At 44.8% G+C, this 17,212-nt stretch carries 9 protein-coding genes; 5 read left to right on the plus strand and 4 right to left on the minus strand.

All coding sequences use genetic code 11. From position 1 onward, the window contains the following. Positions 1-196 precede the first annotated feature (196 nt). On the minus strand, positions 197-5,770 hold the full coding sequence (locus K6G33_RS04720) for a lectin-like protein (RefSeq protein WP_296776812.1): 5,574 nt from the start codon (positions 5,768-5,770) through the stop codon (positions 197-199). A gap of 620 nt (positions 5,771-6,390) precedes the next feature. On the opposite strand from K6G33_RS04720, the gene K6G33_RS04725 reads away from it, so the two are divergent. The 5 genes from K6G33_RS04725 to K6G33_RS04745 all read left to right on the plus strand — a co-directional run bounded on the left by K6G33_RS04725 (position 6,391) and on the right by K6G33_RS04745 (position 13,779). After that, positions 6,391-10,203 carry a glycoside hydrolase family 11 protein gene (locus tag K6G33_RS04725; protein WP_296776814.1) on the plus strand — a complete coding sequence of 1,271 codons (3,813 nt, stop codon included), beginning with the start codon at positions 6,391-6,393 and terminating at the stop codon, positions 10,201-10,203. 309 nt (positions 10,204-10,512) lie between these two features. Then, entirely contained in the window at positions 10,513-11,031 is a 519-nt protein-coding gene (locus tag K6G33_RS04730; RefSeq protein WP_296776817.1) for a cysteine hydrolase family protein, read from the plus strand. Positions 11,032-11,097: 66 nt separating this feature from the next. Then, entirely contained in the window at positions 11,098-12,078 is a 981-nt protein-coding gene (locus K6G33_RS04735) for a 2-hydroxyacid dehydrogenase (protein WP_296776819.1), read from the plus strand. Positions 12,079-12,088: 10 nt separating this feature from the next. Beyond that, positions 12,089-13,282, plus strand: a complete 1,194-nt coding sequence (gene coaBC, locus K6G33_RS04740) for a bifunctional phosphopantothenoylcysteine decarboxylase/phosphopantothenate--cysteine ligase CoaBC (RefSeq protein WP_296776860.1) — start codon at positions 12,089-12,091, stop codon at positions 13,280-13,282. Positions 13,283-13,284: 2 nt separating this feature from the next. Beyond that, positions 13,285-13,779 (plus strand): DUF3592 domain-containing protein, encoded by a 495-nt coding sequence (locus K6G33_RS04745; RefSeq protein ID WP_296776820.1) that lies wholly within the window; start codon positions 13,285-13,287, stop codon positions 13,777-13,779. Positions 13,780-13,830: 51 nt separating this feature from the next. Here the strand turns inward: K6G33_RS04745 and K6G33_RS04750 are convergent, their stop codons facing one another. The 3 genes from K6G33_RS04750 to K6G33_RS04760 form a co-directional block, all read right to left on the minus strand. Further along, entirely contained in the window at positions 13,831-14,868 is a 1,038-nt protein-coding gene (locus K6G33_RS04750; RefSeq protein ID WP_296776822.1) for a dockerin type I domain-containing protein, read from the minus strand. Between the two features lie 249 nt (positions 14,869-15,117). Then, positions 15,118-16,749, minus strand: a complete 1,632-nt coding sequence (locus K6G33_RS04755; RefSeq protein ID WP_296776824.1) for a recombinase family protein — start codon at positions 16,747-16,749, stop codon at positions 15,118-15,120. Positions 16,750-16,838: 89 nt separating this feature from the next. Next, a complete protein-coding gene (locus K6G33_RS04760) occupies positions 16,839-17,051 on the minus strand; it encodes a hypothetical protein (RefSeq protein WP_296776827.1) in 213 nt (70 codons plus the stop codon). Positions 17,052-17,212 lie beyond the last annotated feature (161 nt).

Here is a 17,212-nt window from a genome sequence, read left to right on the forward strand (position 1 = left end):
TCGCCAAAATCGGATTATTAACCACAACTGCAAGCGCATTGCTAATAGAGTTTGTATATAATGTCACATTAAACCTATAGATTTTATATATATGTCTCTATAGGCTCATATCTTATTATCTGAAGCGCATCTCCTCAGATCCACTCATTGGCAAAATGAAAGCGCCGATCAGTGAGATCGGCGCTTTAACAGTCAATTATTCATCTTCTTTTTTGTTTTTTACTGCGATAACTGCACCGGCAGCTGTCATAAGAACTGCAAATCCAGCAATTGCCTTATATGGTACAGGATAACCTGTATCAGGAAGTGTTTTGCCGTTGTTTGCATCAGAAGTTGTGGAAGATGTTATGGTAGATGTATTTGTTGATGTAGTTGTTGTGTTTGTTGATGTTGATGTAGAGGAGGTCGTTGAAGATGAAGTAGATGAAGCAGCAGATGATGTAGTAGTTGTTACGGTTGTAGTTGATGTTGTTGTGCTTGTAGTTGCAGCAGTTGTTACAACGATAGGACCGTTGCCGCTGAGGTCGTAGTTATAGCCGCTGAAGTCCTTTACATCGCCCTTTGCAATGAGCTTGAAGCCCTTGTTTACCTTGATAACTGTATCAGGAGCGATGAGAACGTCGATATAATCAGGGATAGTAACGTCTTCTCTTACTTCAACTTTTCCGAAGAGAGTGATCTCAGTCTTTTCGCCTGCCTCAACAGCTTTTTTAACTGCATATTCGATGCTGTCAGATGTCATTCCGTTGCTGAGCATTACAACAGCCTGTTCGCTGATATTTTTGCTGTCAAATACCTCACCGCAGGTATCGCATACCTTTACAGCAAGACCCTTCTGTCCTTCTCCGGGAGCTGCAACAAGTGTGTATCCGACTGCTGAGCTGCACTCATGCTCATCAATGCTGGTAATATTCTGCTCATACTTTGTGCCGTCAGAATACTCAATGTGGAGGATACCGCTTCTGCCTGCTTCCTTTGGAGTTACCATGATGACTGTATCTTCTGTTACGGTTATCTTTCCGTCAGCATCAGGCTCAACGCCGTTCATCTCAGTGATCTCAAATGCCTTGCCTTGATCCTCAGCCTGTAATTCTGCACCTGTTTCCGAAGGAGCAGGTCTCCTTCTTGTACCGTCAGGTTCTTCAACATATACAGTTGCAGTAACTCCTGCTGCTGGTCTGTTTACTGTTATCAGCGTTGCGGAATGGATCAATATTGTATTGCTGCTTTGTGGAAATCTGCTTGTAACATAAGGTATGTAACCTGATGTCATGTATCTTGAAGAGTTGTTAAAGGGGTATACCGTCATGTAAGGTGATAAGATATAATTATTTCTGAAACGGGTATATGTTGCTCGGGAATCATATCTGTCTCTGTAAAATGCATTTCTGAGCGTATCTACTGCTGTAGTTGTACGGATCACTCTGTATGGTGATTCATTGCCTGTACCATTGTCAACTATCTTTACTTCATAGGGAACTGTCATTTCAGAACCTGCAAAGTTTACGGATACTGAATTGAGGATATGCTCAACAGGAAGCTCACCTAACTCTTCCGAATAAAGATCGTTCAGGAAGTAATAGCCATACAGCCAAGGTCTTCCCGATGCTGCAATAATAGCATTATATCTGCGTAAATTTCTTGTCTCTCTCTCAATGTACTGTTCGTATACAGACTTCCAGAGATCCTTGACTTTCAGCTCGATAACAGCTGATTCGCCCGGAGCAAGCTCATCAACGCTGATGCTTCCCGGATTATTCTTGCTGAAAATCTCCATATGCTTGCCTGCTACAGGCTTTAATTTTGATTCATCAGCTCCTTGTGTCATATAAAGTGTAGCATTTGAACCCTGCTCAACTCTTGTTATAACATTTTCAAGATCGTAGATAGGCTTGTCAGAAACGTTATTAAGCTTTACCTTTATCGTATAGAATTCATTAAAGTATGAATACTTAGGAAGCTCAATTATCATTTTCAGTGCCGAAGAAGAATAAACATGGATCGAATCCTTTGATTTGAAGGTATATTTAAACTCTTCGCCCCTGTTCTTGCCGATAAAATCAGCCGTGAGATTGTAATCGCCCTGCTTATCGCCGCGGACATTCCAGTCTGCTGTCTTTACTTCCTGCGGTGCAAGATCGCCGAGTTCCTGTGTCTCATCGCCCTTTACAAGTGTAAGACCGTCGGGAACATTGAGCTTAGCTGTGCAATCGGTAAGAGTCTGTTTATCATTGTTTACGACAATGAGCTGAACATCATAAAATTCCTTGAGCCACTTGCTCTTGCCGTAGATAATCATGTACATCTCTTCTTCAACTTTTTCAGTACGAACACGTTCAACATAAGCTCCGATACCCGGAACATATGTCGGAGTGTTTGTCTGTGGGATAACAACACCTGTGTTTCCTGCAACGTTGATAACTACACGGTCGTGAACAGGAACACCGTCGCCGTCATACGATACAACCTTTTCGATAACAACGCCTGATGTATTGAAATCAGCTTCGATAGAATACTTGAAGCTGTTGAAATTGTCATCATCTTCAAGGTCGATACCTGCATCAATTACCTGCTGCTTAGTCATTGGAGTTACCTTGAGTTCGCCGTCTATCTTCAGACGAGTAGGCTCTCCGTCGGACAAGTCATCAGGTCTGTCTGATACCTTTTCCCATTCGCAAATGAACCACTTGTTGCCGCTTCCCGGTTCGTCGTTCCATCTGCCTGTTGTGTATGTATGGATACAATCCTCACGGCCGCCACTGTTATTTGGCTCACCTTTATTCCAGTTGAGGAATGACATAGGCTCACCTGTGATCCATGTGAAGTTTCCGTTTTCATCGCGTATGCCGCCGATCCAGCAATCGCCTACACTGCCTTCCCTGATAACATTATCTACCTGGATCTGTTCCTCAGGTGAAGTGATCGTTACCAGATGTCCGTTGAGGCTTCGGCAGTAAGCTTCCGCATCATACCATGACATTGATTCGTTGATAACTGCATACTTTCTGATGTCTGGAAGTATTAAAGTTGTTGTGGTCGTTGATGTAGTAGTATCGGTAGTTGTTTTGGAAGTAGCCTTAGTTGTAGTCTTAGTTGTGGCTTTAGTAGTTGCTTTAGTTGTAGCTTTAGTAGTTGTGGTGGTAGTTGTAGTTGTTGTAGTTGTGGTAGAAGAAGTCGTTGTAGCAGTAAGACCGTCATTCTCACAGATGAAGAATTTTTTGAGGTCAGTAACTGCATTGTTCCATCTTCCGTTACCATAATCCCAGTAGTACATCTCTATGCCCTTTTCATCATAGAGATTAGGCTCGCCTGCATTCCAGTTGGTATATGTCATAGGCTCGCCCGTTACCCAATGGAATTCACCGTCTTCTCCGCGAAGGCCACCTATCCAGAAGCTTATCTGCTCGCTTGTTCCCTTGATGAATTCGTTGAGTATATTCTGTTCCTCTTCCGAATTTACAGTAACAAGATGACCGTTGAGAACGTTATTACAGTAATCATTAGCCTCTTCCCATGTCATTTCCTGCTTAACAACAGTATAGTTTCCAGAAGGAGGAGCTACATAGTCCTCGTCAGAAACTACCTCGATACAGCCCTGCTGGATACCATGAGTGAACACCCATGCTTCCATAAGCTTGCCCTCTTCATCGCGTGCAGCATTTGAAAACATATCTTTAGCGGTTGCATTTTCACGGTACTCTATCTCTATCGGGAATTTATCGCCCGGCTGAACATCAGAAGGCAACTGAACGTCGAATGTAGCGCATATACCGTCTTTACCATAATCGCCATTAGCCATTGCAGCTAAAAATAAGCTGCTATTACTTATAAGACTATCCGATTTCGCCATCCCCTGCCATGCATCACCGTATTTAACAACACTATTACCATTTTTTACAATCGTAAGTCTTGGATCGCACTGAATGTGGAAGCCTGTACCTGAATACTTTCCATCAGCCCCTGAAACACTGAGTGTTACCTTGCGAACAGAATTGCTTCTTGCTTCAGTCAACGAAACACGTTCTCTGCTGAGCGCAAGTATTGGCTTAACGGCTGCCTTTGTAGGATCAAGACCTTTGGTATTGTATTCCATACCTGCCGCAGGACCTATCTGAACAACTGGAACTGCAGTTGTTGCCGTAGTAGTGGTAGTTGTTGGTGCAGGAGTTGTCTGAGTAGCAGTTGTAGTTGTTTCAGCAACAGGTTCCTTTGCTACCTCGATAAAGCCCTGTCGGATACCACGAGTAAATACCCATGCTTCCATAAGCCTGCCCTCTTCATCATGTGCAGTATTTGTAAACATGGACTGAGAGTTTGCTTTATTAGCGTAAGCTATCTCTATAGGGAATTTATCGCCGGACTGTACATCAGCAGGCAGCTGAAGGTCGAATGAAGCGTATATGCCATTTCCACCGCCATCGTTATTAGATGCTGTAGCAAACACTAAGCTGTTATCGCTTGCTTTATTGAAATAACTTGACATTCTGCTGCACGCATTGCCGAATTGAACTGTTTTTTGGTCATCTCCGACTAATGACAGCCTTGAATCCCACTGAACCATAAAGCTTGTAGCTGAATACTTTTTATCAGCACCAGAAACGGCAATTGTTACCCTGCGAACAGGATTGCTTCTTGCTTCATTTAACGTAACAGTTTCCTGGCTAACTGAAAGTGTCGGCTTAACAGTTGCCTTTGTTACAGCAAGTCCAGAGGTATTGTATTCCTGACCTGCCGCAGAACCTGCCGCAGTAGTTGCAGCGCCATCTCTAACATTCAAAGTGCAGTACGGCGGAACGATATTCTTGTCGTCTGAAACAGCACTGATAATGTGGCTGCCCGGCTCAGTGAACTTGACAGATACAACGCCGTTATCATTTGTAACAAAATCAGTTTCCTTGCCGTCTATGGTTATCTTAGCGCCTTTCAAAGGATTATACACCAAATTATACGCTGCATCAAATGATGCATATGAAATCTTGAGCTTCACCTGTGAATCAACGCGGATATCATCGCCACTTCTGAGGTCAAAGCAGGTGTAAGCATCAGAATACGCCTTCATATCACTGTAAACAAACGCATCTATGTAATCTCCGGTCTTGATCTCATAATCAAGGCTGCTTGCGAGCTCGTTATTTACATAATAGCCGTATCCGTACCCATTTTCAACTCCCCAGAGCTTCTTTATCGCACGTCCGTAATCATTCACTACCGACTCATAAGTATGCTCTGTACCGCCAAACTTGTCATGGGCGATAACAAGAGCATCATCAACGGTGAGCTTGCCATCATTATTTATATCCGTAACATGGATACTCTCCTGAACGAGACCTGCCTGCTTGTTATCATCAGTAATAGTAACATAGACATTAGCATCTATGTAAGGGAACGTAAGACCTTTCCCACCTGTTGCAAGCAGCGCGTAATGATTCAGGATAAGCGAAGCATCGCGTACAGTGATATTACCATCACCATCAACATCAGCAGCTTTAGCATCAACTTCATCAGACTGTATTTCTCCGACAACAATCTTCATTACAAGCGATGCATCTTTTGAATCAATCATACCGTCACGGTTTACATCGCCGTAAGTAACAGTAGCTGCCCCCTCCCACCACAGTGAATTGTTCGGTGTTACGCTGCTTGGAAGTGAAACATCAGCCGCTGTTGCACTCAACGGCATTGCCGACAGCATCTGACTACTTGCTATCGCAGATGCCGCAACAGCTGAAAGTACACGTTTGCTGAGCTTTTTGTGTTTGTTTTTCCACATAAAAAAAACCTCCTCTTTCTTGATCGTATGATTATGTCATAAACGATCTGAAACCTCTATGACATAATAATTATATCAATTTCCATAATAGAAATCAATATAATCTAAAAAAACCGCAAAAATTGTTAAATAAAACTTTCACGTCTGCTTTTCTTCATATTTTGCTTCTTTTTACTTAAAAGAAGTACCTTTCATATCAAAATAGCAACTTGAATATAGAGGTAATAGGCAAGCCATTCTGTGAGATCTATCAGTTTTCTTCCCAATTTCGCTATATACAAAGTTATTGTCAAATCTCACCAAGCAATTAATGGCAACGTGAAATAAGAATAATTTTCAAAAAATAGTAATATTCTGCACTTAAAAAGAATATTTACCTATTATTCAGCTTAAATCTTGCTGATCACCCAAAGCACGGTAATGCGTTGATAAAGGCTATTTCAAGCCATTTTTTCAGTAGTTCTCTGCCGCAACATTTGGTCAGCCAGCGTGTCAGTAACAATTTTTGACTTGTGTTTTATTTTGTTAATATATTACAATTAGTACAGAAAGAGAAACAAGCTCGAGCACTTTCGGATTACTTAACCAACTAATATCTAAAACTCAAAGGAGTGATCTAAGTGAAGCTAACAAAACTCAAAAAGATCATCAGCGGTACTGTTTCTGCTTTGATGATCGCGTCAAGCATTCCTTTTGTTGCTTCTGCCGCTGATCAGCGGACTACAGGCAACATAGGCGGCTACGACTATGAGATGTGGAACCAGGACTACAAAGGTACAGTATCAATGAACCCCGGTGCAGGCAACTTCACCTGTTCATGGAGCGGTATCGAGAACTTCCTTGCAAGAATGGGCAAGAATTTCGACAGCCAGAAGAAAAATTACAAGGATTTCGGAAACATCACACTGACTTATGACGTTGAATATACACCAAGAGGCAACTCCTATATGTGTGTATACGGCTGGACAAGAAATCCGCTCGTGGAGTACTATATCGTTGAAGGCTGGGGCGACTGGAGACCACCCGGAAACGAGGGAGAAAGAAAGGGTTCTGTTACCATCAACGGAAACACATATGATATCGCTAAGACAACGCGCTATAATCAGCCGTCTATAGATGGCTCGCAGACCTTCCCGCAGTACTGGAGCATTCGCCAGACAAGCGGCTCGGCTAACAATCAGACAAACTATATGAAGGGCACTGTTGATGTATCCAAGCACTTTGACGCATGGGCTGAAAAGGGTCTTGATATGTCAGGCTCTCTCTACGAAGTTTCCCTCAACATCGAGGGCTTCAGATCAAACGGCTCTGCAAACGTAAAGAGCATCACAGTTACAACAGGAGGAAGCTCAACAACTAACGAGCTGCCTCAGCAGAACAATGGCTGGAACAACTGGAATAATCAGCAGCCTCAGCAGAACAACGACTGGAACAGCTGGAATAATCAGCAGCCTCAGCAGAATAACGACTGGAACAACTGGAATAATCAGCAGCCTGCCAACACTCAGGATAAAGGTACTGCTATGGACAGCTCTGCTACCATGTCAGATGACTTCAGAAACGGCTCTTCAAAGCACTTTATCGCTTCAGACGGCTGGACAAACGGAGATCCATTCGACTGCGGCTGGTACAAAGCTCAGACAGGCTTCCAGAACGGTGCGCTGACACTTTCAATAGACAAGGACTACTCAGGCAAGTACAACTACGCAGGCGCTGAGTACAGATCAAACGACTTCTACCACTATGGATATTACGAGACCTCCATGCAGGCTATAAAGAATAAGGGCGTTGTTTCTTCGTTCTTCACCTACACAGGAGAATCCGACGGAAATCCATGGGACGAAATAGATATCGAGATACTCGGTAAGAACACAAATCAGGTTCAGTTCAATTACTATACCAACGGACAGGGCAAACATGAGAAGCTCTATGACCTCGGCTTCGATTCATCAGAGGCTTATCATACCTACGGCTTTGACTGGCAGCCTGACCACATCACATGGTATGTGGACGGCAAGCCTGTTTACACAGCTACCGAAAATATCCCAAAGACCGCAGGCAAGATCATGATGAACGCTTGGCCCGGCAAAGATGTTGACGACTGGCTCGACCGCTATGACGGAAAAACTCCGCTCACAGCACGTTATCAGTGGGTAACATACAAGAACAGCGGCAACTCAAATAATAACAATCAGCAGCCGCAGCAGAATAACGACTGGAACAACCAGTGGAATAATCAGCAGCCGCAGCAGAACAATGACTGGAACAACCAGTGGAATAATCAGCAGCCGCAGCAGAACAATGACTGGAACAACCAGTGGAACAATCAGCAGCCGCAGCAGAACAATGACTGGAACAACCAGTGGAATAATCAGCAGCCGCAGCAGAACAATGACTGGAACAACCAGTGGAATAATCAGCAGCCGCAGCAGAACAATGACTGGAACAACCAGTGGAATAATCAGCAGCCGCAGCAGAATAACGACTGGAACAACCAGTGGAATAATCAGCAGCCGCAGCAGAACAATGACTGGAACAACCAGTGGAACAATCAGCAGCCGCAGCAGAACAATGACTGGAACAACCAGTGGAACAATCAGCAGCCGCAGCAGAACAATGACTGGAACAACTGGAATTTTGACTGGACAAACAACGTAACTAAATGGGGCGACGCAAACAATGATAAGTCCGTTGACATGGGCGATACAGTTTCTATCATGCAGTCGCTTGCTAATCCAAACAATCACCAGCTGTCTGAGCAGGGTATGTGGAACGCAGACGTTTATCAGCCGGGCGGCGGTATAACAAACAGTGACGCTGCTTCACTCCAGAGCTATCTCCTCGGCTTCATTCCGAATCTTCCTGACCAGAACAACTGGAATCAGAGCGATGCATGGAATAACTGGAACAACCAGCAGCAGAACAACAACTGGAACAATAACAACCAGCAGCCGCAGCAGAACAATGACTGGAACAACCAGTGGAATAATCAGCAGAACAACAACTGGAACAACCAGCAGAATAATAATTCTGCTCCTATATCAGGCGGTCAGACATTCAGCGTCGGCAACGGTCAGAACAGATTTGCTAATGATAACGTTGACGGCTACAGCTACGAGATATGGCTTGACAATACAGGCGGAAGCGGTTCAATGACTCTCGGAAGCGGCGGAACATTCAGCACAGAATGGAGTGCTCAGGTCAATGCAGGTAACTTCCTCGCTCGCCGCGGCAGAAATTATGACGCTTCCAAAAAAGCAACTCAGTACGGTCCTATCGTAATGGACTATGCAGCTGACTATTCTGCAAGCTCACAGGGCAACTCTCGTCTTTGCGTTTACGGCTGGATGAAGGATCCTCTTGTAGAATACTACATCATCGAGGACTGGGTAAACTGGTGCCCATCAGCTCAGGGCGGCAGCAAGACCGTTACTATCGACGGAGCTGAATACGAGATATTCCAACTCGACCATACAGGTCCTACTATCCTCGGCGATACACGTACCTTCAAGCAGTATTTCAGCGTTCGCAAGTCTAAGAGAACATCAGGCACTATCACAGTATCCGACCACTTCAAGGCTTGGGCAGACGCAGGCTGGAACATCGGCAACCTCACAGAAGTTGCACTCAACGTTGAAGGCTGGGAGAGCAGCGGCAAGGCTAACGTTACAAAGCTCACTATCAGCGAAGGCAGCGGCGGAAACAACAACTCTCAGCCGCAGCAGAACAACCAGTGGAACAATCAGCAGCAGAATAACGGCTGGAACAATAATGCTCAGCCCGCTAACAACGGTCAGAGCAACAGCGGCAAGAAGCTCGTTGCTATCTCCTTCGATGACGGCGCAAGTGCAACAAGCAGACAGTCACCTGCATACAGGATAATGGACGCGCTCATAAAGAATAATATGTCCGCAACTTTCTTCTATGTAGGCGACTGGATCCGTTCAAACGAGCAGGTACAGTTCGCATATCAGAACGGTATGGAAGTTGCTAACCATACAAAGTCACACCAGTCACTTGGCTCGCTCGGTTCACAGCAGATACGCAGTGAGTGGGAGCAGTGCAACAGCAAGCTCAGAAGCATCATCGGTGCTGAACCTTCACACCTTATGAGACTTCCTTACCTTGACGGCGGCGGACAGGTAAAGTCTGCGCTCTATGATATCCCGCTCATATCATGCGGTATCGACACAAAGGACTGGGATAATGCGTCAAAGGATCAGATCGTAAATACCATCAAGCAGGCTGCTCAGAATGGTTCGCTCGAAGGCAAGATCGTACTCTGCCACGAGAACTATGAAACAACTGCTGCTGCTATGGAAGAAGTCCTCCCATGGCTCGCACAGAACGGATACGCTAACGTAACTATTTCTGAGATGTTCGCAGCAAAGGGCAAGACTCTTCAGGGCGGTCAGATCTACACACAGGCATAACGGAATACTATCCGCAAAAAGACAGACGAGCAAATTCGTCTGTCTTTTTATATATTATAATAGGAAGGAAGGACAAAAACGCCTGTCGCACACTCACTCTCCCGACTTTTAACCATTCCCTGTAATTCGCAGTCTGTCACATTTTTTATTCTCTTTTCACCTTAGATTTCGTTATAATGACAATGTGCAAAATGATTGACATATATAACTGATTGTGGTATACTTAAAAAAAACTTTTTTATATCTGATAACTTAGGGTATTTGTAAAAAAGGAAGTTATCAGATCGCGCAAAAATGGAGATATGTATTATGAAAGAAGCTTTAATTATCATCGACGTACAGAACGACTACTTTGAAGGCGGCGCTTGCGAACTTCATAAGGCTCGTGAAGCCGAAGCACACATCGCTGAACTTATTGAGGAGAGCCGCAAGATCGGAAGACATATCATTTATGTCAAACATATAAATCCCGACGACGACCAGTTCTTCAACGAGGGTACATACGGCTGTGAGATCTCAGACCGCATAAAGCCGCTCCCAACTGATACAGTTATCGTTAAATACTGCCCTAACAGCTTTCTCGGCACAGAGCTCAATGACTGCCTGCGCAGTCTTGGCGTTGAAAAGCTCATAGTATGCGGCATGATGACACATATGTGCGTCGATACAACAGTCCGTGCTGCCATGGATCACGGCTATGACGTCACTCTCGTAGCCAATGCCTGCGCAACTATGGATCTTGAGATAAATGGTGAGGTAATACCTGCCGAAATCGTCCAGAAGACGTACATAGCTTCTCTGGCAGGAATATTCGCAAAAATAGTCTGATATCTGCTGGATTTCTTCGCATAATAAGACTGAGAGCCATAGGCTCAAAAAGGAGGATGTTCCGTCATGAAGGTAGCTTTTTTCGACACTAAGCTTTATGATATGCCGTCTTTTGAAAAATTCGGCAAGGAAAATGATATATGCTTCAAATTCTATGAGACAAAGCTGAATGAGGACACCGCCGAGCTTGCAAAAGACTGTGAGGCTGCCTGCGTTTTCGTAAATGATACCGTCAACGCAGCCGTTATCGACAAACTTTGCGGTCTTGGTGTAAAGGTGCTGGCTCTGCGCTGTGCAGGCTATAATAACGTGGATATCAACTATGCAATGGGCAAACTCAGGGTCGTAAGCGTTCCCGCGTACTCCCCTTACGCTGTTGCCGAACACGCTATGGCACTCCTTCTCACATCTATACGCCGTATCCACAAGGGATATATCCGCACAAGGGACTTCAACTTCTCGCTGAACGGTCTCATCGGTTTCGACCTCCACGGCAAGACCGTGGGCGTTGTGGGAACAGGAAGGATCGGCAGAATATTCATCAATATATGCCGCGGCTTCGGTATGAACGTCATTGCATACGATAAATTCCCTGCAAAGGACAGCGATATAAAATATGTTGAGCTCGATGAGCTTTTCAGCCGCAGCGATATCATCTCATTCCACTGCCCTCTCACAGACGAGAGCTATCATATGATAGACGCTGATTCAGTGGAAAAGCTCAAAAAGGGCGTTGTCATTATAAATACTTCAAGAGGCGCTCTTATCGACGCAGAAGCTCTGCTCGAAGGAATAAAGGCACGTAAAATAGGCGCTGCTTGCCTCGATGTATACGAAGAAGAAGCAGACGTGTTCTTTCAGGATTTCTCGGGACATATCATCGCTGATGATACCCTCGCACGTCTTATCTCGATGCCCAACGTCATCGTAACTTCACACCAGGCTTTCCTCACCGAAGAAGCTCTCAGCAACATCGCTGAGACAACAGTAAACAATCTCATCGCCTGCCATAAGGGCGAGGAGTGCGCTAATGAATTACACATCTGAGGAGTTCGCCATGCTTAAAGGAAAAACCGTATTGCTCGGAGTCAGCGGCTCTATTGCCGTATACAAGATCTGCAACCTCGCACGTATGCTCACAAAGCTGGGAGCAGATGTTCACGTTGCAATGACCCCGAATTCACTTAACTTCGTTCACCCGCTGACTTTCGAGACCCTTACTCAGCACAAGTGCCTTATCGACACATTCGACCGCAATTTCGAGTACAGCGTTGAACACGTATCTATCGCTAAAAAGGCAGATGTTGTCATGATAGCGCCTGCCTCCGCAAATGTTATCGGCAAGATAGCAAACGGTATCGCGGACGATATGCTCACTACAACTGTCATGGCGTGTACCTGCAAGAAGATAATCGCTCCCGCCATGAACCATAATATGTTCCACAACCCTATCGTTCAGGACAACATCGAAAAGCTGAAAAAATTCGGCTACGAGATAGTTGAGCCTGTCCGCGGTATGCTCGCTAACCGTGATATCGGCGATGGAAAGCTCCCCGACGAGGAGACCCTGCTGGAGTACATCGTCCGTGAGGCTGCTTTCGAGAAAGACCTCGCAGGCAAACGTGTACTCGTTACCGCAGGCGCTACCCGTGAGAGCATTGACCCCGTTCGCTTTATCACAAACCATTCCAGCGGCAAAATGGGCTTCGCACTTGCAAGAGCTGCAATGCTCCGCGGTGCTGATGTAACTGTGGTAGCAGCTCATACCGATGTCGAGCCGCCAATGTTCGTGAATGTTGTTCCCGTTCAGTCTGCCGAGGATATGTTCAATGCAGTAAAGGAACGCCTCAGCGAGACTGATATCATCATAAAAGCTGCTGCTGTTGCGGATTATACTCCCGAAACTACTGCCGACAGCAAGATAAAGAAGTCCGATGACGATATGAGCATACCTTTGAAGCGCACTACCGATATCCTTAAATATATCGGTGAGAACCGCCGCGAAGGACAGGTTATCTGCGGCTTCTCAATGGAGACCGATAACGTTATCGAGAACTCACGCAAGAAGCTCACTAAGAAGAACTGCGACATGATTTGTGCAAACTCTCTCCGCAAGGCAGGTTCGGGCTTCGGTACTGACACCAATATCATCACCATGATAACCAAGGACGGCGATGAGGAGCTTGAACTTATGAGCAAATTCGATGCTGCAAATGTTATACTCACAAAACTGAAAGGACTATCAGAATAATAATGGAAGATAATAGTTTTTGGGGCGGATTTGCTTCAAAGATAAAAATATACCATATTGTAGCAACCTTTACGATCTCTGCGTTTGTATTAATTATATCTTTTGTGAGTTCTGAAAACGCACTGTCCAAAATAGAAAAATGCACTGCCAAAGTTAACGGTATTGTCACCCAAGTTGATAAAAAGACAGAGCATAAAACGAGAATAAGCAATGGTAAAAGAATACACTATACCAAAACAATTACCATTGCTTACATATCGGTCGAAACAGACAATGTATTTACCATAGAATCTATTTCAAAATATACTACTGAATTTACCAAGGGAGAAATAGTGACTATTCACTACGATCCCAACAACCCGAACAGCTACTACATCAATGATGATGCTGAAGAACATGAGGGATTTGCTGTATATGGCATATTTTTCTTTATATTAGGATCTGTACTTACCATATTATATCGAGTCAACAAAAGGCAGCAGGACTTTTACTACTGATAAACAGCAAAAGAGCGCACAGTGTGCGCTCTTTTTATTTCTCCTGTCAGATCATGTGGAAACATTTGAATAGTATGCAAGTATCTTCGATGCGTCATTTGCGTTGACCTCTCCGTCCATGTCAATATCAGCTGCCGCAAGCTGCTCAGCGCTGAGCTCGTCCTCCTGATCTGTCGAAACAAGAGCATAGTGCGCTAAGACCTTCGATGCGTCAACAGAATCCACCCTATTGTCACTGTTAACATCACCGCGGATAGCTCCATTTTCCAGCAAAGGCGAAGCAAGTCCGTTCAGAGTGAACACCACTCTCACCGACTCAGCCGCACTGAATCCAGCTGTATCCCCTTTCCTCAGCAGAACTTCCGAATTCAGGATATTTCCATTGTGCGAGCCGTAGTCTGAAGCACGGTACACAGGCGCTTCTGCAATATCGCCCTCATACTTCACACCGTCCAGCCATATCTCCTCGACTGCCATGCCGAATTTATCCTTGACGCCAAGATCGAACGGCTCGTAATTGTCTACAAGAAGGCTTATGTCTGCCGCACTGATATAGTCTGTATACCCACTTATATCCCATGTAACATCATATCTTCCGTCTGCTGTAATGCAATCGCCCTTTATCTGTCTGTAATAGCTGTTTGTCTTGAGTGCCAGATAAGATGCGCCTATTGCGGTAACTGATTTCTGCTCAACGACGTTGATCTCAATAGTATCCTCTTTGACTGCGCCCGAAAGGTAATTGGTGTGTCGTACAGTGATATTAGTTTTTCCTACAGCTGCACCCTCGGCACATCTGATAGTTATTGTATTGTAATCGTTGTTTTTAAGCTGCGGCTCTTTCATATAGTCGGGCTCTACAGTGATACTCGGATCATCAGGTATGAATGTCATCGTGCCGATCTGTGATACCCAGAGCACAACATCTACAGAACCGCCCGGGACTACCTCGATATCGCCGCTTTTCACACTGAAACTGCCCGGGATCACAGGAATATCAAAAGCATTTGCGTATGAACTTATGTAAGGCAAAGATGTCACTCCCATTGAAAGGGAAAGAAAAGCTGACAATAACTTAGTATTTTTCATAATGATACCTCCTTCAAGGTAAAGACCGCCTCGCGGTACACACCTCAATGTACACGCAAAGCATTGTTTATTGCCTTCACTTATTAGACGTTCTTCACTGACACTTCTCTCATACTCCCTCTATATTATATATATATCCATATCAAATCCATATATCAATATATAGTCAATAAAAAACTCGGGAACATATAGACGGGTACTAATAAAGAAGTTTTATTACTTTGAAGATAAGGTTGCGTAACCAAGCGGTTACGCAGCCTTTCTCTTTTTGTCGTACTTCATACTGTCAGCAACGGCAGTAGCTACGGCAACGTCAAAACGATAATGAATCTCGATCTGCTGAGTGCGATGACCACTGCTTTTATCAGGGGCGTGAATGACGATCTTCTCGATAAGCTCCTGCATGATCTCAGGGGTAAGCTCCGTGATATGCCCATACTTCCGTACAGCCTGAATGAAGGCATTCACATCGGCTGACTTCTGCTCCGCTGTTTCAATGTAGGCGGTCAGCTCGGCAACACTTATCCGCAACTTCTTCTGTTCGTCCTCATAACCTGCCGACATCATAGCAAAACGCTCATCGGAAATCTTCCCCGAAACATTATCCTCATAGAGCCTTGTGAACAGCCTGTCCAGTTCTGCAATGCGCTTATCCGCTTCTTTCAATTTCTTCTTGGACTTGGTAAGCTCAGAGGACTGCTTCTGAACGGAGTTGTCCATAGCTGCCTGAATAAATTCGTCCTCATTCTCTTTGACGAAGGAAATCATCTTGTTCAGTTCACCGAGTATGATCTCTTTCAGCACGATTGTCCTGATAAAGTGAATTGTACAACCGTTCTTGTCTTTTGCATAGGTACCGCATTTCAAATGCTCCTGGTCGGCAGTCATGGTTGTCGCACGGCAGAGATACAACTTCTTTCCGCAGTCGGCACAGTAACAGATGCCTGAAAACGGATTAACTTCTTCGTGCTTTGTCGGACGGCGTTTATTCTTGCGAAGCTCCTGCACCAAGTCAAACTCCTGCTGCGTGATGATAGGCTCATGGGTATTCTCAAAGATAAGCCAGTCCTCTTTCGGGTTATCCACACGCTTCTTGTTTTTGTAAGATTTCACATGAGTACGAAAATTCACAGTATGACCTGCGTATTCGGGCTTTTCAAGGATGCCCGAAATAGTTTCCATTCCCCAGCGATTGAGGTTGGCATTCTTATGACCGTTATCCCTTCCCTGCGACAATGCGTAAGCCGTTGGTGTAGGGATTCCTTCTTCCGTCAAAATGCGTGCTATCTGCGCTGGACCGTATCCGTCAATACAAAGGCGGAAGATTTTCCGAACTACCTCTGCGGCATCTTCGTCGATCACCCACAGGTTTTTATCCGTTTCCGAGCGTTTATACCCGTAGATCGGATTGGAAAGATGCTTGCCTGACTGACCTTTCGCCTTGAAAACGGCTCTGATCTTCTTCGACGTATCCCTTGCGTACCAGTCATTAAAAATGTTCTTGAAAGCCATCAGCTCGTTCTCGGATTTGAATGTATCCACGCCGTCATTGATCGCAATGTAGCGGACATCATAATCAGGGAATATAATCTCGATGTATTCGCCTGTTTTCAGATAGTCACGCCCTAAACGGCTCAAATCCTTAGTAATCACTGTTGCGACCTTGCCAGCCTCTACATCTGCCATCATAGCCTTGAAGCCTTCACGGTCGAAGGTCGTACCTGAAACACCGTCATCAACATAATAGACAGGATTACCAAAGCCGTTTTCATCGGCGTACTTTTTGAGGATTGCCTTCTGATTGGTGATGCTGTTGCTCTCACCCTGTAACATATCGTCCTGGCTCAGACGACAATACAATGCTGTGATCTTGTCTGTCATAATAAACCTCTCTTTCCGACAGATACAGCAAGCTATGTTATCATTATAGCGCGCATCGGAAAATGATTCAATGCGCCGATATTCCAAAGTTACACAGCCTGCTTCTCAGGTTCTTGTCCGGATTCACCGAGGAGTTTTTCGCTCTCACGGATGATAAGCCTTTTCATGATTTCCGAAAGGCTTTCCTTTGAAGCAGAGTTGAACACGGTGGTCACCGTGTAAACAGTATGCCCGATCTTGTATTCGGACGTTGCGTTAAAAGTTGTCTCTGCCTTTTCTACGGCAGTAGTGTTGTTGTTCATAGCGATCTTTCCTTTGCATTTATATCTCTAAGCATTGGTGAGGGCATCGCTTTATCTATCTTACCCTCTATGCAGTCACAAGGTCGGTATTTCTTCCTTTCAGCCGACCGAGTATTTTGCGACTATAACAATTATAGCGCGCACTGATACTAAAAGTCCAG

The organism is Ruminococcus sp., assembly GCF_024691275.1.
In the GTDB taxonomy this organism is placed as follows: Bacteria; Bacillota; Clostridia; order Oscillospirales; family Ruminococcaceae; genus Ruminococcus.